The 18,431-nt window shown below is 44.6% G+C and carries 15 protein-coding genes and 1 tRNA gene; 13 read left to right on the forward strand and 3 right to left on the reverse strand.

Annotated features, from left to right (window positions below; all coding sequences use genetic code 11):
• Nucleotides 1-50: 50 nt before the first annotated feature.
• The 8 genes from tuf to rplL all read left to right on the forward strand — a co-directional run bounded on the left by tuf (nucleotide 51) and on the right by rplL (nucleotide 4,896).
• Complete coding sequence (gene tuf / locus AC4MBN_RS01100; protein ID WP_491876263.1) at nucleotides 51-1,241, forward strand: elongation factor Tu; 1,191 nt, start codon at nucleotides 51-53, stop codon at nucleotides 1,239-1,241.
• Nucleotides 1,242-1,287: 46 nt separating this feature from the next.
• Nucleotides 1,288-1,363: transfer RNA gene (locus AC4MBN_RS01105), tRNA-Trp, on the forward strand.
• A gap of 76 nt (nucleotides 1,364-1,439) precedes the next feature.
• Nucleotides 1,440-1,880 (forward strand): preprotein translocase subunit SecE, encoded by a 441-nt coding sequence (gene secE, locus AC4MBN_RS01110; RefSeq protein ID WP_491880510.1) that lies wholly within the window; start codon nucleotides 1,440-1,442, stop codon nucleotides 1,878-1,880.
• Nucleotides 1,881-1,887: 7 nt separating this feature from the next.
• The gene (gene nusG / locus AC4MBN_RS01115; RefSeq protein WP_005232530.1) at nucleotides 1,888-2,421 is read left to right on the forward strand and encodes a transcription termination/antitermination protein NusG; all 534 of its coding nucleotides are present in this window, start codon (nucleotides 1,888-1,890) and stop codon (nucleotides 2,419-2,421) included.
• 117 nt (nucleotides 2,422-2,538) lie between these two features.
• Nucleotides 2,539-2,967, forward strand: a complete 429-nt coding sequence (gene rplK / locus AC4MBN_RS01120) for a 50S ribosomal protein L11 (protein ID WP_004781668.1) — start codon at nucleotides 2,539-2,541, stop codon at nucleotides 2,965-2,967.
• A gap of 3 nt (nucleotides 2,968-2,970) precedes the next feature.
• Entirely contained in the window at nucleotides 2,971-3,666 is a 696-nt protein-coding gene (gene rplA / locus AC4MBN_RS01125) for a 50S ribosomal protein L1 (RefSeq protein ID WP_004781669.1), read from the forward strand.
• Nucleotides 3,667-3,972: 306 nt separating this feature from the next.
• Nucleotides 3,973-4,479, forward strand: coding sequence for a 50S ribosomal protein L10 (gene rplJ, locus AC4MBN_RS01130; protein WP_004781671.1), 507 nt, complete (start codon nucleotides 3,973-3,975; stop codon nucleotides 4,477-4,479).
• Between the two features lie 48 nt (nucleotides 4,480-4,527).
• Nucleotides 4,528-4,896 (forward strand): 50S ribosomal protein L7/L12, encoded by a 369-nt coding sequence (gene rplL / locus AC4MBN_RS01135; RefSeq protein ID WP_159123444.1) that lies wholly within the window; start codon nucleotides 4,528-4,530, stop codon nucleotides 4,894-4,896.
• A 63-nt stretch (nucleotides 4,897-4,959) separates the two neighbouring features.
• Here the strand turns inward: rplL and AC4MBN_RS01140 are convergent, their stop codons facing one another.
• The gene (locus AC4MBN_RS01140) at nucleotides 4,960-5,211 is read right to left on the reverse strand and encodes a hypothetical protein (protein ID WP_034170979.1); all 252 of its coding nucleotides are present in this window, start codon (nucleotides 5,209-5,211) and stop codon (nucleotides 4,960-4,962) included.
• Here AC4MBN_RS01140 and rpoB point away from each other — a divergent pair.
• The 3 genes from rpoB (at nucleotide 5,205) to AC4MBN_RS01155 (ending at nucleotide 14,276) form a co-directional block, all read left to right on the forward strand.
• A complete protein-coding gene (gene rpoB, locus AC4MBN_RS01145) occupies nucleotides 5,205-9,293 on the forward strand; it encodes a DNA-directed RNA polymerase subunit beta (RefSeq protein WP_491880511.1) in 4,089 nt (1,362 codons plus the stop codon). The two genes, AC4MBN_RS01140 and rpoB, sit on opposite strands and share 7 nt — an antisense overlap.
• A gap of 157 nt (nucleotides 9,294-9,450) precedes the next feature.
• Nucleotides 9,451-13,650 carry a DNA-directed RNA polymerase subunit beta' gene (gene rpoC, locus AC4MBN_RS01150; protein ID WP_180104691.1) on the forward strand — a complete coding sequence of 1,400 codons (4,200 nt, stop codon included), beginning with the start codon at nucleotides 9,451-9,453 and terminating at the stop codon, nucleotides 13,648-13,650.
• Nucleotides 13,651-13,910: 260 nt separating this feature from the next.
• Nucleotides 13,911-14,276: a YMGG-like glycine zipper-containing protein gene (locus AC4MBN_RS01155; RefSeq protein ID WP_034170980.1), complete on the forward strand. Its 366-nt coding sequence runs from the start codon at nucleotides 13,911-13,913 to the stop codon at nucleotides 14,274-14,276.
• Nucleotides 14,277-14,343: 67 nt separating this feature from the next.
• Here AC4MBN_RS01155 and AC4MBN_RS01160 read toward each other — a convergent pair whose 3' ends face one another.
• The gene (locus AC4MBN_RS01160; protein WP_419363868.1) at nucleotides 14,344-14,838 is read right to left on the reverse strand and encodes a DUF4442 domain-containing protein; all 495 of its coding nucleotides are present in this window, start codon (nucleotides 14,836-14,838) and stop codon (nucleotides 14,344-14,346) included.
• A gap of 117 nt (nucleotides 14,839-14,955) precedes the next feature.
• Between AC4MBN_RS01160 and AC4MBN_RS01165 the strand changes: the two genes are divergently transcribed.
• Together AC4MBN_RS01165 and AC4MBN_RS01170 are read left to right on the forward strand one after the other, a co-directional pair.
• Entirely contained in the window at nucleotides 14,956-15,837 is an 882-nt protein-coding gene (locus tag AC4MBN_RS01165) for an alpha/beta fold hydrolase (protein WP_419363865.1), read from the forward strand.
• Nucleotides 15,838-15,935: 98 nt separating this feature from the next.
• Nucleotides 15,936-17,303, forward strand: coding sequence for a Na+/H+ antiporter family protein (locus AC4MBN_RS01170; protein ID WP_159123440.1), 1,368 nt, complete (start codon nucleotides 15,936-15,938; stop codon nucleotides 17,301-17,303).
• Between the two features lie 108 nt (nucleotides 17,304-17,411).
• Here the strand turns inward: AC4MBN_RS01170 and AC4MBN_RS01175 are convergent, their stop codons facing one another.
• Nucleotides 17,412-18,344, reverse strand: a complete 933-nt coding sequence (locus AC4MBN_RS01175; protein WP_005103080.1) for an IS5 family transposase — start codon at nucleotides 18,342-18,344, stop codon at nucleotides 17,412-17,414.
• Nucleotides 18,345-18,431: the final 87 nt, after the last annotated feature.

The following is an 18,431-nucleotide window of genomic DNA, read 5'->3' on the forward strand; positions in this document are numbered from 1 at the left end:
GAGCTGGGTTTTACTCAGAATTGTGTTCGACGTAAACGAGGAAGATTAACATGGCTAAGGCTAAGTTTGAACGTAATAAGCCACACGTTAACGTGGGCACAATCGGTCACGTTGACCATGGTAAAACAACTTTAACAGCTGCGATTGCAACTGTATGTGCTAAAACATTCGGTGGTGAAGCGAAAGACTACGCTGCAATCGACTCTGCACCAGAAGAAAAAGCACGTGGTATTACAATTAATACTTCACACGTAGAATACGATTCTCCAACTCGTCACTACGCTCACGTAGACTGCCCGGGCCACGCCGATTATGTTAAAAACATGATTACTGGTGCTGCTCAGATGGACGGCGCGATCCTTGTATGTGCTGCGACTGACGGTCCAATGCCACAAACTCGTGAACACATCCTGCTTTCTCGTCAGGTAGGTGTACCTTACATCGTTGTATTCTTGAACAAATGCGACCTTGTAGACGACGAAGAGCTTCTTGAACTGGTTGAAATGGAAGTTCGTGAACTTCTTTCTACTTACGACTTCCCAGGTGATGACACTCCAATCATCCGTGGTTCTGCTCTTGCAGCTCTTAACGGTGACCAAGGTCAATACGGCGAACCAGCTGTAGTAGCACTTGTTGAAGCGCTTGACTCTTACATCCCAGAACCAGAACGTGCAATCGACCAAGCATTCTTGATGCCAATCGAAGACGTATTCTCAATTTCTGGTCGTGGTACAGTTGTAACTGGCCGTGTTGAAACTGGTGTCATCAAAGTTGGTGAAGAAGTTGAAATCGTGGGTATCAAAGACACAGTTAAGACTACTGTAACTGGCGTTGAAATGTTCCGTAAACTTCTTGACGAAGGCCGTGCTGGTGAGAACTGTGGTATCTTGCTTCGTGGTACTAAACGTGAAGACGTACAACGTGGTCAAGTACTTGCTAAACCAGGTTCTATCAAACCGCACACTAAATTCGATGCAGAAGTATACGTACTTTCTAAAGACGAAGGTGGTCGTCACACTCCATTCCTTAACGGTTACCGTCCACAGTTCTACTTCCGTACAACTGACGTAACTGGCGCGATTTCTTTGAAAGAAGGCGTTGAAATGGTTATGCCTGGTGACAACGTAGAAATGTCAGTAGAACTAATCCACCCAATCGCAATGGACCCAGGTCTACGTTTTGCGATCCGTGAAGGTGGTCGTACAGTTGGTGCTGGTGTAGTTGCTAAAGTAACTGCATAATCATAGAATAGAAAATAAGCTGGAGTTTCGGCTCCAGTTTATCTACAGGCCAGTAGTTCAATTGGTAGAGCGTCGGTCTCCAAAACCGAATGTTGGGGGTTCGAGTCCCTCCTGGCCTGCCAAGTTTTTTTCAAAAGACGCTTGATGTCGGCAAAACTGGTCATATAATAAGTCGCGAAACCTACGACGAGTACAAAAATGTCGAATGATAAATCACGCGACGCATTAAGCGAAGCGGCAATTCCTCAAAGAAATAATCCTGCTGTAGATGTAAGTTCTGGTTCTCCATTAGACATTGTTCTATGGGTTATCGCCTTGATTTTATTGGTCGGTGCTATGATGGTAAACCAATATTTACCTGCATACTGGGCGCCTGCGAATGATATTTGGGTGCGCATTGGGGTAATTTTGGCTTGTATCGTTGTGGCATTCGGTTTATTATACGCCACCCATCAAGGCAAAGGCTTTGTTCGTCTTCTTAAAGATGCACGAATCGAGTTACGTCGAGTGACCTGGCCTACCAAACAAGAGACTATGACCACATCTTGGCAAGTCCTTGCTGTTGTAGTGATTGCAGCCATTGTTCTATGGTGCTTTGACTATGTTTTAGGCTGGTTAATGAAGTTTATTATCGGGTAAGAGAGCTATGAAACGTTGGTACATTATTCATGCCTATTCAGGTTATGAAAAACAAGTGATGCGTTCGCTTAATGATCGAATCCAGCGTAGCGCTGTTGCCGATAGCTTTGGTGAAGTCCTTGTTCCTACCGAAGAAGTGGTAGAAATGAAGGATGGTAAGAAGCGTAAATCAGAGCGTAAGTTCTTTCCTGGCTATGTATTAGTCGAAATGGAAATGAACGATGACACTTGGCACATCGTGAAAGAGTGTCCAAAAGTGCTTGGTTTTATTGGTGGTACGGCTGAAAAACCGGCTCCAATTACGCAAAAAGAAGCTGATGCAATCCTTGCACGTGTACGCAATACTGGTGAAGCACCGCGTCCTAAGACCATGTTTGAACCAGGCGAAGAATTACTCGTAATTGACGGTCCATTCACTGACTTTAAAGGTGTGGTGGAAGAAGTACTTTACGACAAGTCACGCTTAACGCTGACCATTAACGTATTTAACCGACCAACTCAGGTTGAACTGGAATTTCGTCAAGTCGAAAAAACAGTTTAATTTGTTCGGGTTGAAAACGCCTGATTTGCGTGCAAATCAGGCATTGTTGTTGTAACGGTATCGTTACTTGAAATCATTGGGGAGCCTAGCGGCGTTTGCACCCAGAGGTAATTTGAAATGGCTAAGAAGATTGACGGCTATATCAAGCTGCAAGTTCCAGCTGGTAAAGCGAATCCATCTCCACCGATTGGTCCTGCACTAGGTCAACGTGGTGTTAACATCATGGCATTCTGTAAAGAATTCAATGCTGCTACACAAAAAGTTGAAGCTGGTCTGCCAATTCCAGTCGTGATCACTGTGTACAACGACAAGTCGTTCACATTCATCATGAAAACTCCACCTGCTGCTGTTCTTCTTAAGAAAGCTGCTGGTATCCAAAAGGGTTCTTCTGTACCTAACAAAACTAAAGTTGGTAAGTTGACTCGTGCTCAATTGGAAGAAATCGCGACTACTAAAGAACCAGACTTAACTGGTGCTGATTTAGACGCGCGTGTACGTACCATCGCTGGTTCTGCACGTTCTATGGGCTTGGAAGTGGAGCTATAAGACATGGCAAAGTTAACTAAACGTCAAAAAGCCATTGCTGCTGCTGTAGAAGCACAGAAAGTTTACACTTTAGAAGAAGCTGTAGAAGTTCTTACTAGCCTTCCAGCTGCGAAATTCAAAGAATCTTTGGACATCGCTGTAAACCTGGGTGTTGACCCTCGTAAATCTGATCAGGTTGTTCGTGGCGCGACTACTCTTCCTGCAGGTACTGGTAAAACTGTACGCGTAGCTGTATTTGCTCAAGGCGCTGCTGCCGAAGCTGCGAAAGAAGCTGGTGCAGACGTTGTTGGTTTCGACGATCTTGCTGAAAGTATCCAAGGCGGAAACCTTGACTTCGACGTAGTGATTGCTGCTCCTGATGCAATGCGCGTTGTTGGTAAACTGGGTACGATTCTTGGTCCACGTGGCTTAATGCCAAACCCTAAAGTGGGTACTGTAACTCCTGACGTTGCGACTGCAGTTAAAAATGCAAAAGCTGGTCAAGCGCGTTACCGTGTAGACAAAGCAGGTATTATCCACGCTGCGATCGGTCAAGTAGGTTTCTCTGCTGAAGCTGTTCGTCAAAACGTTGAAGCTCTTGTAGCTGACCTTAAGAAAGCAAAACCTGCTACTTCTAAAGGTGTTTACATCCAAAAAATCACTCTAAGCTCTACTATGGGTCCTGGTCTGATCGTTGATGTAGCAAACGTTTCTAAATAAGTTTTAAACTTATACAGAATTTTAAAGCCCTGAGTAAGTTTTAAAGCACTGCTTTAAAACTTACGCAAGAAGAAACCGTTTTCGGACTGCTTGCGGACTTAGGCAGACTTTGAATTGATAAATGTAAATTTATCAGCGTCAAAGACCTCAGGCGAGGGGAGTTTTATGCTTTTCTCTTAATACTCCAGCCTGCGTAGACGCGGTGGTGTGATTTGTTCATCCTCCGCGTGTGATTTCAGAGATGAATTCACGAATTGGGAGTGTGCTTGTGATCAGGCACATAAATCACCGTTAGGAGGTTTTACAATGGCTCTTCTTATTGAAGGCAAAAAACAGATCGTAGCTGAAGTAAGTGAAATTGCTTCTACTGCATTTGCCGCTGTTGTTGCTGACTACCAAGGTTTAACAGTTGAGCAATTAACTGCTCTTCGTGTTGAAGCTCGTAAACTAGGTGTTAAAACACGTATCGTGCGTAACACTCTGGCTAAACGCGCTCTTCAAGATACTCAATTCAATATCTTGAACGACAGCCTTGTTGGCCCAACAATCTTAGCTTTCTCGACTTCTGAAGACGACATGGGTGCAGCTGCACGCTTGTTCGAAGAATTCGCAAAAACTAACAAAGCATTCGAACTTAAAGCTGCTGCATTTGATGGCAAAGTTTACGAAGGTGCTGAAGTTAGCGTAATCGCGAACCTTCCGAACCAAGAAAAAGCGCTTACTATGCTTGCAAACGTTCTTCAAGCTCCTATTTCGAAATTGGGTCGCCTTATTACTGCGCTCAAAGAGAAAAACGAGTCAGAAGCTGCATAAGCTTAAATTTATTTCCACACCATTCAATTTCCATTTGGAGTTATTCTCATGGCTTTAACTAACGAAGAAATCCTAAACGCAGTTGCAGAAAAAACTGTTCTTGAACTTGTTGAACTAATCTCTGCTTTCGAAGAGAAATTCAACGTATCTGCTGCTGCTGTTGCTGTTGCTGCTGCTCCTGGCGCTGCTGCTGCTGCTGAAGAACAATCAGAATTCAACGTTGAGTTGACTTCTTTCGGTGGTAACAAAGTTGCTGTAATTAAAGCAGTTCGTGAAGCTACTGGTCTTGGCTTGAAAGAAGCTAAAGACATGGTTGAAGGCGCACCTACAGTTCTTAAAGAAGGCGTTTCTAAAGAAGAAGGCGAAGAGCTTAAGAAAAAACTTGAAGAAGCTGGTGCTACAGTTACTCTTAAGTAATTTCTTAAAGGAGCCGGTTTTTTTATAATCGGCTCCAAAAATTGGCTGATGGCTCTTGGGTCATCAGCCTTTTTGCGTTACAATAATCGGCTCGATTTTTGTTTGCATGATATAAAATTCATACAAATTAAAAATAAACATAATGAACAAACGCTTACCAATATTTTTCATTAAAAAAATATTGTTAAGCGTTTTAATACCACTAAAAATTGCAGCATTTGTAAAGAGTGGTGGCCATATCGGCCAGCGTAATTCCTTCTGAGCCCGTTCTGCAGGCGGGCTTGGTTTACACTTTCCGAGGACTCCAGATGGCATACTCATATACCGAAAAGAAACGGATCCGTAAGAATTTTGGTAAATTGCCTAGCGTCATGGATGCTCCGTACCTGCTCGCGATTCAAGTCGACTCGTACAGAACATTCTTACAAGATGGCAAATCACCAAAAAACCGCGAAGATATCGGTCTCCAAGCCGCATTTCGTTCAGTTTTTCCTATTGAAAGTTATTCTGGCAATGCTGCTTTAGAATTCGTTGAGTATAGTCTTGGTAAGCCTGAGTTTGATGTACGCGAATGTATCCTTCGTGGCTCAACTTATGCAGCACCAATGCGCGTAAAAATTCGTTTGATCCTGAAAGATCGCGAAACTAAATCAATCAAAGACGTACGTGAACAAGAAGTCTACATGGGCGAAATGCCGCTTATGACAGACAACGGTACTTTCGTAATTAACGGTACCGAGCGTGTAATCGTATCGCAATTGCACCGTTCACCGGGCGTATTCTTTGACCACGATAAAGGCAAGACTCACTCAAGCGGTAAAGTCCTTTATTCAGCACGTATCATTCCTTACCGTGGTTCATGGTTAGACTTTGAATTCGATGCCAAAGACCTGGTCTACGTACGTATTGACCGTCGTCGTAAATTGCTTGCGACTGTGGTGCTTCGTGCGCTGGGTTATGCCAACGAACAAATTCTCGACATGTTCTACGAGAAAGTACCTGTGTATCTGGACATGGGTAGCTACCAGATTGACCTTGTTCCAGAGCGCCTGCGCGGCGAAATGGCACAGTTCGACATTGCTGACAAAGACGGCAAAGTCATTGTTGAACAAGGTAAACGTATTAACGCACGTCATGTACGTCAAATGGAAGCATCTGGTCTTGAGAAGCTTTCTGTTCCTGATGAGTACCTGTACGAACGTATCACTGCTGAAGACATCCCACTGAAAGATGGTGATGTGATTGCAGCCAATACTGTTCTGAGCCATGAAATCATGGTGAAAATTGCAGAAGGCGGCGTGAAACAGTTCAATATCCTGTTTACTAACGATATCGACCGTGGTCCGTTTATTGCGGATACATTACGTGCTGATACCACAGTAAGCCGTGATGAAGCGCTTGTAGAAATCTACAAAGTCATGCGTCCAGGTGAGCCACCAACAAAAGAAGCTGCTGAGAACCTGTTCAATAACCTGTTCTTCTCTTCTGAGCGTTATGATCTGTCTCCAGTGGGTCGTATGAAGTTCAACCGTCGTTTGGGTCGTCCTTACGAAGTGGGTACTGATCAGAAGTCACGCGAAGTTGAAGGCATTCTCTCGAATGAAGATATCACTGATGTATTAAAAACATTAGTAGAAATCCGTAACGGTAAAGGTGAAGTCGACGATATCGATCACTTGGGTAACCGTCGTGTTCGTTCTGTGGGTGAAATGACCGAGAACCAATTCCGTGTAGGTCTGGTTCGTGTAGAGCGTGCTGTTAAAGAACGTCTGTCTCAAGCTGAAACTGATAATCTGTCTCCGCAAGACCTGATCAATGCGAAGCCAGTGGCTGCTGCAATCAAAGAATTCTTTGGTTCAAGTCAGTTGTCTCAGTTCATGGACCAAAACAACCCGTTGTCTGAAATTACACACAAACGTCGTGTATCAGCACTTGGGCCTGGTGGTTTGACTCGTGAACGTGCGGGCTTCGAAGTACGTGACGTACATCAAACTCACTATGGTCGTGTATGTCCAATTGAGACTCCTGAGGGTCCAAACATTGGTTTGATCAACTCGCTATCTGTTTACGCAAAATGTAACAACTTCGGTTTCCTGGAAACTCCATACCGTAAAGTGGTTGATGGTCGCGTAACTGATGACGTTGAATACCTATCTGCGATTGAAGAAGTAGGTACTGTGATTGCACAGGCCGACTCTGCAGTAGATAAAGATGGCAACCTGTCTGAAGAATTCGTTTCTGTACGTCACCAAGGTGAATTCGTACGTATGCCTCCTGAAAAAGTGACGCATATGGACGTATCTGCACAACAGGTTGTATCTGTAGCAGCATCACTGATTCCGTTCCTTGAGCACGATGACGCCAACCGTGCATTGATGGGTTCGAACATGCAACGTCAGGCTGTTCCTACGTTAATTGCTGATAAACCACTGGTTGGTACCGGTATGGAAGCGAACGTAGCACATGACTCTGGTGTATGTGTAATCGCGAAACGTGGTGGTCGTATTGAATTTGTTGACGCTTCGCGTGTCGTGATTCGTGTCAACGAAGACGAAATGGTTGCAGGCGAAGCAGGTGTAGATATCTATAACCTGATCAAATACACACGTTCTAACCAAAACACTTGTATCAACCAGAAAGTTCTTGTGAACCTGGGCGATAAAGTAGGTCGTGGTGACGTTCTGGCTGACGGTCCATCAACTGATGGCGGTGAGCTTGCGCTTGGTCAAAACATGCGTGTAGCGTTCATGACCTGGAATGGTTACAACTACGAAGACTCGATCTTGTTATCTGAGCGTGTTCTTCAAGAAGACCGTTTAACGTCTATTCACATCCAAGAACTTTCATGTGTTGCACGTGATACCAAATTGGGTGCTGAAGAAATTACTGCCGATATTCCGAACGTGGGTGAAGCAGCGCTTTCTAAACTGGACGAGTCAGGTATCGTTTACATCGGTGCTGAAGTGACTGCGGGTGACATCCTGGTAGGTAAAGTAACGCCTAAAGGTGAAACTCAGTTAACTCCTGAAGAAAAACTGCTTCGTGCAATCTTCGGTGAAAAAGCGGCTGATGTAAAAGATTCTTCTTTACGTGTTCCATCGGGTACTAAAGGTACTGTGATCGACGTTCAAGTGTTTACACGTGACGGTCTTGAGAAAGACGAACGTGCTCAGGCAATTGAAAAAGCTCAGCTGGATGCTTACCGTAAAGACTTGAAAGAAGAATACAAAATCTTCGAAGAAGCAGCACGTGAACGTATTGTACGTCTGTTGAAAGGTCAGGAATCTAACGGTGGCGGTACTACTAAACGCGGTGACAAACTGTCTGAAGAATTGTTATCTGGTTTAGAGCTGGTTGATCTGCTTGATATCCAACCAAGTGATGAAGCAATTGCTGAACGTTTAACTCAAATTCAAGTGTTCCTGAAAGAGAAGAGCCTTGAAATTGATGAGAAATTTGCTGAGAAAAAACGCAAACTTTCTACAGGTGACGAACTGACAACTGGCGTATTGAAAGTTGTTAAGGTTTACCTGGCCGTTAAACGTCGTATCCAGCCTGGTGATAAGATGGCAGGTCGTCACGGTAACAAGGGTGTAGTTTCTAACATCCTGCCTGTTGAAGACATGCCGCACGATGCCAATGGTGTACCAGTAGATATCGTACTGAACCCGCTCGGTGTACCATCACGTATGAACGTGGGTCAGATTCTGGAAACTCACTTGGGTATGGCTGCTAAAGGTCTTGGCGATCAAATCGACAAGATGCTGAAAGAACAGCGTACAGTTCTTGAACTGCGTGATTTCCTAGACAAGATTTATAATAAGGTTGGCGGTCAGCAAGAAGATCTTGACAGCCTGACTGATGAAGAAATCTTGAAACTGTCTGGTAACCTGCGTAAAGGTGTTCCTCTGGCAACTCCAGTATTTGATGGTGCTGAAGAAGGTCAGATCAAAGAATTACTTGAGCTTGCTAGCTTGTCACGTACGGGTCAAACTGTATTGTACGATGGCCGCACTGGTGAACGTTTCGACCGTCCTGTAACTGTAGGTTACATGTACATGCTGAAACTGAACCACTTGGTTGACGACAAGATGCATGCGCGTTCTACTGGTTCTTACTCTCTAGTAACGCAACAGCCGCTGGGTGGTAAAGCACAATTCGGTGGTCAGCGTTTCGGTGAGATGGAAGTCTGGGCACTGGAAGCATACGGTGCAGCATATACGCTTCAAGAAATGCTTACTGTGAAGTCGGATGACGTTGAAGGTCGTACCCGTATCTATAAGAACATTGTAGATGGTAACCATTATATGGACCCAGGTATGCCTGAATCGTTCAACGTATTGACCAAAGAGATCCGTTCTTTAGGTATCAACATTGAACTGAAAAATGGTGACTAAGAAATCTCCCCCGACCCCTCTTTAAGAAAGAGGGGAGAAAGTCCCCCTTTATAAAGGGGGATTTAGGGGGATTCTTGAGATTCCCGAATTTCAGTAAAAAACAATATTTGTGACCCAGTCGGGAAGTGAAAATCTCCTCGACACACGGAGAAAAAAATTGAAAGACTTGCTCGATATCATGCGCAAAAAGACGGATTCCGACGGTCATGCTCCAGTAGAGTTTGATCGCATCCGTATTGGTCTTGCGTCACCAGAAATGATTAAGTCGTGGTCTCATGGTGAAGTTAAAAAGCCAGAAACCATTAACTACCGTACCTTCAAACCAGAACGTGACGGTTTATTCTGTGCCAAAATCTTTGGTCCAGTAAAAGATTACGAATGCTTGTGTGGTAAATACAAGCGCATGAAATACAAAGGCGTCATTTGTGAAAAATGTGGCGTTGAAGTAACAACTGCGAAAGTTCGTCGTGAGCGTATGGGTCACATCGAATTGGCTTCTCCAGTTGCACACATCTGGTTCTTGAAATCACTTCCTAGCCGTATCGGTCTTTTATTAGACATGACGCTACGTGATATCGAACGCGTATTGTATTTCGAATCTTATGTTGTCACTGACCCAGGTATGACTCCATTTGAGAAATACCAACTTCTTAACGATGAAGAATACTTCAATGCGTTAGAAGAACACGGTGATGAATTCACTGCGAAAATGGGTGCAGAAGCGGTTCAAGACTTGCTTAAAGATATCGATCTTGAAGCTGAAATTGCGCGTCTTCGTGAAGAAATTCCAAATACAACTTCAGAAACTAAGCTTAAAAAAGCCTCTAAGCGTCTGAAATTGATGGAAGCATTCAACGATTCGAACAACAAGCCAGAATGGATGGTGATGAACGTACTTCCTGTACTTCCACCAGATCTTCGTCCGCTTGTACCACTTGAAGGTGGTCGTTTCGCGACTTCTGATTTGAACGACCTTTACCGTCGTGTGATCAACCGTAACAACCGTTTAAAACGTCTTCTTGACCTTGCAGCTCCAGACATCATCGTACGTAACGAAAAACGTATGTTGCAAGAATCTGTAGATGCATTGCTGGATAACGGTCGTCGTGGTCGTGCGATTACTGGTTCTAACAAACGTCCTCTTAAATCTTTGGCAGATATGATCAAAGGTAAACAAGGTCGTTTCCGTCAGAACTTGTTGGGTAAACGTGTCGATTACTCTGGTCGTTCGGTAATTACCGTAGGTCCAAGCCTTCGTTTACACCAATGCGGTCTTCCTAAGAAAATGGCGCTTGAACTGTTCAAGCCATTCATCTTTGCGAAACTGCAAGCATCTGGTCAAGCAACAACCATTAAAGCTGCGAAGAAAATGGTTGAGCGCGAAACTCCAGAAGTTTGGGACGTTCTTGCCTCTGTCATCCGTCAACATCCAGTGATGTTGAACCGTGCGCCGACACTTCACCGTCTAGGTCTTCAAGCATTTGAACCTATTCTGATTGAAGGTAAAGCGATCCGTCTTCACCCACTCGTATGTGCTGCGTTCAACGCCGACTTCGATGGTGACCAAATGGCGGTACACGTTCCATTAACACTTGAAGCTCAATTAGAAGCTCGTGCGTTAATGATGTCGACCAACAACATTCTGTCTCCAGCGAACGGTGAGCCAATCATCGTACCGTCTCAGGACGTTGTCTTGGGTCTTTACTACATCACTCGTGATGCGGTAAATGCCAAAGGTGAAGGCATGGTGTTCGCGGACACTGACGAAGTAAACCGTGCGCTTGCGACTGGTCAGGTGGATATGCACGCTCGCGTGAAAGCACGTGTACACCAAACCGTGATCAACGAAAACGGCGAACGTGAACAGCAAACGATTATCGTAGATACGACTCCTGGTCGCTGTCTGCTTTGGGAAGTTGTGCCTGAAGGTATGGACTTCCAGCAAATTAACGTTGAGATGACCAAAAAGAACATCTCTAAGTTAATCAACTCTTGCTACCGTAAACTGGGTCTGAAAGACACTGTTATCTTCGCTGACCAATTGATGTACCTTGGTTTCCGTCAAGCGACTCGTTCTGGTGTTTCTGTTGGTATGGAAGACATGGTCATTCCACCACAAAAACAAGCGATTATCGGGAAAGCTGAAGCTGAAGTTCGTGAAATCGAACAACAGTTCGAACAAGGTTTCGTAACTGCCGGCGAACGTTATAACAAAGTTGTCGATATCTGGGCGCGTACAAACGACCAGGTAGCAAAAGCGATGATGGACAACTTGTCATTCACGACTGTTAAGAACAAACAGGGTGAAGACGAGAAACAGAAATCATTCAACAGCATCTACATGATGTCTGACTCTGGTGCCCGTGGTTCCGCAGCTCAGATTCGTCAGTTGGCTGGTATGCGTGGTCTGATGGCGAAACCGGATGGTTCGATCATTGAAACGCCTATTAAAGCGAACTTCCGTGAAGGTCTGACAGTACTTCAGTACTTCATTTCAACACACGGTGCACGTAAAGGTTTGGCCGATACAGCACTGAAAACAGCGAACTCTGGTTACCTTACTCGTCGTCTGGTAGACGTTGCGCAAGACTTGGTCATCACTGAGCCGGATTGTGGTACGTTGTCTGGTCTTGTCATGACTCCGTTCATTCAAGGCGGTGACGTGATCGAGAACCTGGGTACTCGAGTACTGGGTCGTGTAGTTGCTGAAGATGTGAAACGTGCAGGTACTGAAGAAGTTATTCTGCCGCGTAACACATTGATCGACGAAAAACTTGCAAACTACCTGGAAGAGCAAGGTGTCGATGAAGTTAAAGTACGTTCAGTCGTATCTTGTGAATCTACTTTCGGTGTTTGTGCGAAATGTTACGGTCGTGACCTTGCACGCGGTCACTTGGTAAACCCAGGTGAATCTGTGGGTGTTATGGCTGCTCAGTCGATTGGTGAGCCGGGTACACAGTTAACCATGCGTACATTCCACGTAGGTGGTGCTGCGAGCCGAACTTCTGCTGCAAACAGCGTACAAGTTCGTAACAAAGGTACTGTACGTTTCCACAATGTGAAAACTGTACAACATGCCAAAGGTCACTTGGTATCAACTTCACGTTCAGGTGAAATCGGTATTGCAGATGACTTAGGCCGTGAACGTGAACGTTACAAACTGCCATACGGTGCGTTTATCTTGCTGAAAGATGGCGAAGCTGTAGAAGCAGGCGGTATCGTAGCAACTTGGGATCCGCATACACATCCACTGGTTACAGAAGTTGCCGGTAAAGTTCGCTTCAGCCAAATCGCTGATGGTGTAACTGCAACATCGAAAACTGATGATGCAACTGGTATGACCACTGTTGAAATCTTGCCTGTAACAGCTCGTCCTGCGTCTGGTAAAGATTTACGTCCAGCTGTTGTGCTTGACACAGTAGACGGCGGCGAACAGTTCTACTTCTTACCACAAAACACTATTCTTTCTGTCCGTGATGGCGAAACAATTGGTGTGGGTGACGTAATTGGTCGTGTACCACAAGAATCTTCACGTACTCGTGATATTACCGGTGGTCTGCCACGTGTTGCTGACTTGTTCGAAGCGCGTAAACCGAAAGAACACGCAATCCTTGCAGAAGTGTCAGGTGTTGTAAGCTTCGGTAAAGAGACCAAAGGTAAAAACCGTCTGGTGATTACTCCGGATGATGGTTCTGAGATCTACGAAGAGCTGATTCCGAAATGGCGTACCATTAACGTGTTCGAAGGCGAACATGTGAACCGTGGTGAAACCATTTCTGATGGTCCACAGAACCCGCATGACATCTTACGTCTGAAAGGTGAAGTGGCGTTGACCAACTACATCGTGAACGAAGTTCAGGACGTTTACCGTCTGCAAGGTGTAAAAATCAACGATAAACACATCGAAGTGATCGTACGTCAAATGCTGCGTAAAGTGGACATCACTGACGGTGGCGATACAAGCTTCATCAAAGGCGAACAAGTGGATTACATCCGTGTGATGCAAGAGAACCAAGCTGTTCTTGCGCAAAACAAGTTCCCTGCGAAATTTGAACGTCAATTGATGGGTATTACCAAAGCGTCGCTTTCTACTGACTCGTTCATCTCTGCTGCATCGTTCCAGGAAACCACTCGTGTGTTAACTGAAGCTGCTGTAACAGGTAAAGAAGATGATCTACGCGGTCTGAAAGAAAACGTAGTTGTAGGTCGTCTGATCCCAGCGGGTACAGGTCTGGCTTACCACTTAGAGCGTCGTCGTCAAGAAGCAGAAGCTGCAGAATTTGAACTGCACAATGACTTCTCTGATGTAGACCAAGCGTTGAGCCAAGCATTCAGCGATGAATTTAACGGTCTGTAATTAGCCGCTAAATCATTTTAAAAAAGCCACCTTCGGGTGGCTTTTTTATTTCTCAAATTATATATATTTATATTGCTAGAAAAGATCAGATTATCTGGTAGTTACTTGTCCTAAATATGGAGAAATCATCAATAAAACATGATCTTTCATGCGCTCTTTACAAAATAAATCATGAAGGTTTCAAGATTTAACATCTTGTTATGAATCGCTCCTTAAAATCAGGTTAATCTTAAGTCAAAGCACGAAGGAAGGCCAAGATCATGAAAAAGTTAATGAGCGTAATGGCTGTTGCAACTATCTCCACTTTTATGTTGGCAGGCTGTGAAAATATGTCTGCTAAAGATCAGCGTATTGGCGCAGCTGCGCTCGGTGGTGCAGTGGGCGGTGGTGTAGGTAACAGAGTAGGTGGTGGTGTTGGTGCAGCAGTTGGCGGTGGTGCCGGTGCAGCAGTCGGTAGTAAAGCTCAAGGTGGTTCAAACCGTAATGCGACCTATAGTGGTGTCGGTGGTGCTGTAGGTTCTGCAGTGGGTAAAAGCATCTTTGGCGGTACAGGTGGGGCTGCAATTGGTGGTGCCATCGGTGGTGGTGCTGGTGCAGCGATCGAACAGAATAACCGTCGTCGTTAATCGACAGAACTATCCTCCAGATAGATTTAAAAGCGCCTCCATGGCGCTTTTAGTTTATTCAATTTCGTTATTTAGCTTCTCGAAGCTTGCCTTTGCTCTGTTTAAGGCGGATATAAACGGTCTTTTGTACCTCAGCGATACGCACACCGGAATCATCATAAATATTGAGCTGATACTGGCGATAAACCGGACTATGGTCAGCTGCCAGTTCTTTTACTGTTTGTATTTCCTGCCTGGAAATCCGGATGTCCGCATAGACCGTTCCACGTCCTGGCGCTAGAAACTGAATGGTAGAGCTTTTATCCCAGACAATGTATTTCGGACCCAGATGGTGCATCAGCAATAACATATAAAAAGGATCGACCATGGAATACAGGCTGCCACCAAAATGTACTCCGACAATATTCTGATTTTTGCGAGTCAGTGGCATTTTCACGCGAACGTGATAATTGGCAAAATCCATTTCATCAATGACAATGCCTGCTCCACGATAAGGGGCATAGCGATTCAGGATAAATTTGGATAACAAGGGCAGTTGCTGAATTTTTCGTAATAGGCTCATGCGGATATTCTTTTTTCTGGTCTTGTATGCATACTAGAACAACAAAAATAAGCTGGCATTGATAAATCGTGCCTATTTCAACAATAAAAGAGTCAATCAGCGAATAAGGATACATCTATGCAAAGACATAGCCAGTGGGTAGATACCAGCGATCATCAACGTCTCTATGTGAAAACCTGGGGCGAGCCTGAACAACCGGCTTTAATGCTGGTTCATGGTTATCCTGACCATCAGGATGTCTGGGAAGCGGTGATTTCTCACCTTGTTCAGGATTATTTTGTGGTGACCTATGATGTGCGCGGAGCAGGAGACTCCAGCGTTCCCAAGAAAATTCGGGATTATCGTCTGGAACGTCTGTGTACAGATTTAGAGCAAGTGGTCGATCAGGTCTTGCCAGGACGAGCTTTCCACCTTGCGGCTCATGACTGGGGTTCAATCCAGGCTTGGGAAGCGGTCACCGAACCTAAATTTAAAGGCCGGATTTTGTCTTTTAGCACCATGTCAGGTCCATGTCTGGATCATGCTGCTTTCTGGATGCGTGAACAGTTTAAACAGCATAAGCCCAAGTTCTTTAAACAGATGACCAGGTCCTGGTATATCGCGGTATTCCAGTTGCCTTTTATAGCGCCTACCGCATGGAATTTCTTTAATGCAGAACGTTGGGGCAAAATGATCAGTCAGCTGGAACAGCAGGAAAATCTGCCGCTAAACCAGAATATTGTCAAAGACGGAAAATATGGCGTTAATCTGTATCGGGCGAACTTTTTACCGCGTTTATCTCGACCTAGACAGCGTTTTGCAGTCTGTCCGGTACAGGCAATTGTGCTCAAGAAGGACCAGTTTGTTGGCCCAGATCTGATTGATGAAATGCCAAAATGGGTAAAAGATTTTTCCCGGGTAGAATTAAATGCCAATCACTGGGCGATTTTGAGCCAGCCGGAACAGGTGGCTCATCTAATCCATAATTTTATTCAGCAGAAATTAACAGCGACCACTTAATACGGAGATTGGGAACGTGACTCGGCAAGGGATAAGTGGAAGAATTTTTATCCGGATTTTCTGATAAAATAGCCGTTTTCTCTCATTCCCAATTCATTATGTTCGCAATTCTTGCTGCTATTGGAGTCATGTTTGGACTCTCATTGGCACGTGTACCTGTGGTTTTCGCCCTGGTCATTGGTGCTGTTACGGGTGGTTTGCTGGCAGGTCTTGGCCTCCAGGGAACTTTAGACGCATTTAACAATGGTCTGGGCGGTGGCGCTAAAATTGCCTTGGCTTATGGCATCTTGGGTGCCTTTGCTTTGGCCTTGGCACGTTCCGGTTTGCCTGACTTGCTGGCCTATAAAATGATCACTACCTTAAAAGGTGAGGCATCAGAAAAGGCACAGAATAAGGTTAAATATCTGATCTTTTGTACAGTCGCATTGGCTGCCGTTTTCTCGCAAAACGTGATTCCAGTGCACATCGCCTTTATTCCGGTTCTGATTCCACCGTTATTGCTGGTATTTAACCATCTGAAGCTGGATCGCCGTTTGGTGGCCTGTCTGCTGACCTTTGGTCTGGTGGGAACATATATGCTGGTTCCAGTTGGTTTTGGTGCCATCTTCCTGAATGATATTCTGGGCCATAACATCAATACCTTTGGTAAACCCTACGGATTTGAGATTACTTATGACCAGATTCCCGCTGCGATGGCAATTCCGGTCTCAGGTATGTTCGTGGGTTTGCTGGTAGCCATGTTTATCAGCTACCGTAAGCCACGTCTTTATAAAGATATCCATGTGGAACAGCAGCAAAGTATCTCTGCTGAACTGGGTGTAGAACAAAAATCAGCGAAACCGCAAATTGCCAAACTGACCATCTGGATGGCAGCGATCGCGGTGATTGCAACCCTTGTGGTACAGCTTTATTCAGATTCGATGATTCTTGCCGGTCTGGTCGGTGTCGCAATCTTGAGTTGTGCCGGAATCTTTAAATGGAAAGAAGCAGATGATGTGATCATCACCGGTATGCGTATGATGGCTCTGGTTGGCTTTATCATGATTGCCGCGCAAGGTTTTGCTGCCGTGATTGAGGCAACAGGACAGGTTCCTGCGCTGGTTGAAGCGTCGGTTGACTGGATTGGTAATAGCCAGGCACTTGCCGCCTTTTTAATGTTGTTGATTGGTCTGCTGATTACTCTGGGTATCGGTTCATCATTCTCTACCATTCCGATTCTGGCGATTATTTATGTACCGCTCTGTATTCAATTTGGTTTTAGTCCTGCAGCAACTATTGCGATCATCGGGACTGCGGCTGCTTTGGGCGATGCTGGCTCTCCAGCATCAGATTCAACTCTAGGTCCAACATCCGGTCTGAATATGGATGGTCAGCATGACCATATGAAGGATAGTGTGGTTCCAACCTTCATTCATTTTAATATTCCGCTTATCATTTTTGGCTGGATTGCAGCCATGGTTCTGTAAGTCCTTTTTATAATCTGCTCTGATATAAATCGGAGCAGATTTGCCTAGATTTAAAAGGCTTTGTTGCATAAAGGTTTGAAAGGCTGAGTTCCCTTAAGCTACTCAAATTTAAGAGACAACTTGGGTATGAGGGCGACCTAATTCTGTGAATTTATTCAAGACTGCCATGCGTGCATGGATCTCATTCACCTGACTTGGAAAACTCCGCGCTGTTAATTTATCGCCTAATAATTTGATGCAATGCATCTTGGTTTCAACCAAACTTCGACGGTGATAACCAGACCACTTTTTCCAAAGCGATCTGCCTAGCCGTTTGACTGTCTTTAATAATTCGTTCCGCTCTATAGACCTCGCTTGCTGATCCTTCCAAGGCTTTGCATTCTTTCTAGGTGGAATGATCGCATGTGCATCTCGATCTAAAATGACTTGTCGGCAGTGCTTTGTGTCATAAGCACCATCTGTATAAACAGAATCAATTGGTTCATCCAAGGGAATTTGAGCAAGTAAATCTTCGAGTACTTGAGAATCACTGACATTATTTGTGGTGAGTTGTACTGCACGTATTTGCAGGGTTTTAGCATCTATAGCAATGTGAAGCTTACGCCATTGGCGACGATATTCAGCCCCATGTTTCTTGCGTTTCCATTCACCTTCACCAAGAAACTTCAAACCAGTAGAGTCTACGAGTAGATGCAGTCCATCACTACTTTTTTGATAGCTAATCGCAATATCAATATGCTTTTGTCTACGACAAAGGGTGGAATAATCCGGAGCTGTCCAATCTAATCCAGAGAGTTTAATCAGACTTTGAACAAAACCTGTGACCATACGTAAAGAGAGTCGGAATAGTAATTTGATCATTAAGCAGCATTGAATCGCTGTATCGGAGTAGGTTTGATTTCGACCTTGCTTGCCTTGTGATTGTGCATACCACTGAGTCTTTGGATCAAACCAAATGGAAATATTACCTCGGTTAATTAAGGCTCGGTTATAGGATGACCAATTGGTTGTACGGTAGATTTTAGAGGCAGGCTTATTCATTTTGAAATTATATTGCTGAATAAGCTTTTGATGCTAGGTTTGTGCAACAAAGCCGATTTAAAATAAATTATAAGATGTATTTAAAAT

This window comes from Acinetobacter sp. CAU_H_60, assembly GCF_058599385.1.

Bases quoted from the DNA above. Each gene is read 5' to 3' on its own strand.
- tuf (WP_491876263.1), top strand. From the start codon at position 51: ATGGCTAAGGCTAAGTTTGAACGTAATAAGCCACACGTTAACGTGGGC.
- secE (WP_491880510.1), top strand. From the start codon at position 1,440: ATGTCGAATGATAAATCACGCGACGCATTAAGCGAAGCGGCAATTCCT.
- nusG (WP_005232530.1), top strand. From the start codon at position 1,888: ATGAAACGTTGGTACATTATTCATGCCTATTCAGGTTATGAAAAACAA.
- rplK (WP_004781668.1), top strand. From the start codon at position 2,539: ATGGCTAAGAAGATTGACGGCTATATCAAGCTGCAAGTTCCAGCTGGT.
- rplA (WP_004781669.1), top strand. From the start codon at position 2,971: ATGGCAAAGTTAACTAAACGTCAAAAAGCCATTGCTGCTGCTGTAGAA.
- rplJ (WP_004781671.1), top strand. From the start codon at position 3,973: ATGGCTCTTCTTATTGAAGGCAAAAAACAGATCGTAGCTGAAGTAAGT.
- rplL (WP_159123444.1), top strand. From the start codon at position 4,528: ATGGCTTTAACTAACGAAGAAATCCTAAACGCAGTTGCAGAAAAAACT.
- rpoB (WP_491880511.1), top strand. From the start codon at position 5,205: ATGGCATACTCATATACCGAAAAGAAACGGATCCGTAAGAATTTTGGT.
- AC4MBN_RS01140 (WP_034170979.1), bottom strand. From the start codon at position 5,211: ATGCCATCTGGAGTCCTCGGAAAGTGTAAACCAAGCCCGCCTGCAGAA.
- AC4MBN_RS01155 (WP_034170980.1), top strand. From the start codon at position 13,911: ATGAAAAAGTTAATGAGCGTAATGGCTGTTGCAACTATCTCCACTTTT.
- AC4MBN_RS01160 (WP_419363868.1), bottom strand. From the start codon at position 14,838: ATGAGCCTATTACGAAAAATTCAGCAACTGCCCTTGTTATCCAAATTT.
- AC4MBN_RS01165 (WP_419363865.1), top strand. From the start codon at position 14,956: ATGCAAAGACATAGCCAGTGGGTAGATACCAGCGATCATCAACGTCTC.
- AC4MBN_RS01170 (WP_159123440.1), top strand. From the start codon at position 15,936: ATGTTCGCAATTCTTGCTGCTATTGGAGTCATGTTTGGACTCTCATTG.
- AC4MBN_RS01175 (WP_005103080.1), bottom strand. From the start codon at position 18,344: ATGAATAAGCCTGCCTCTAAAATCTACCGTACAACCAATTGGTCATCC.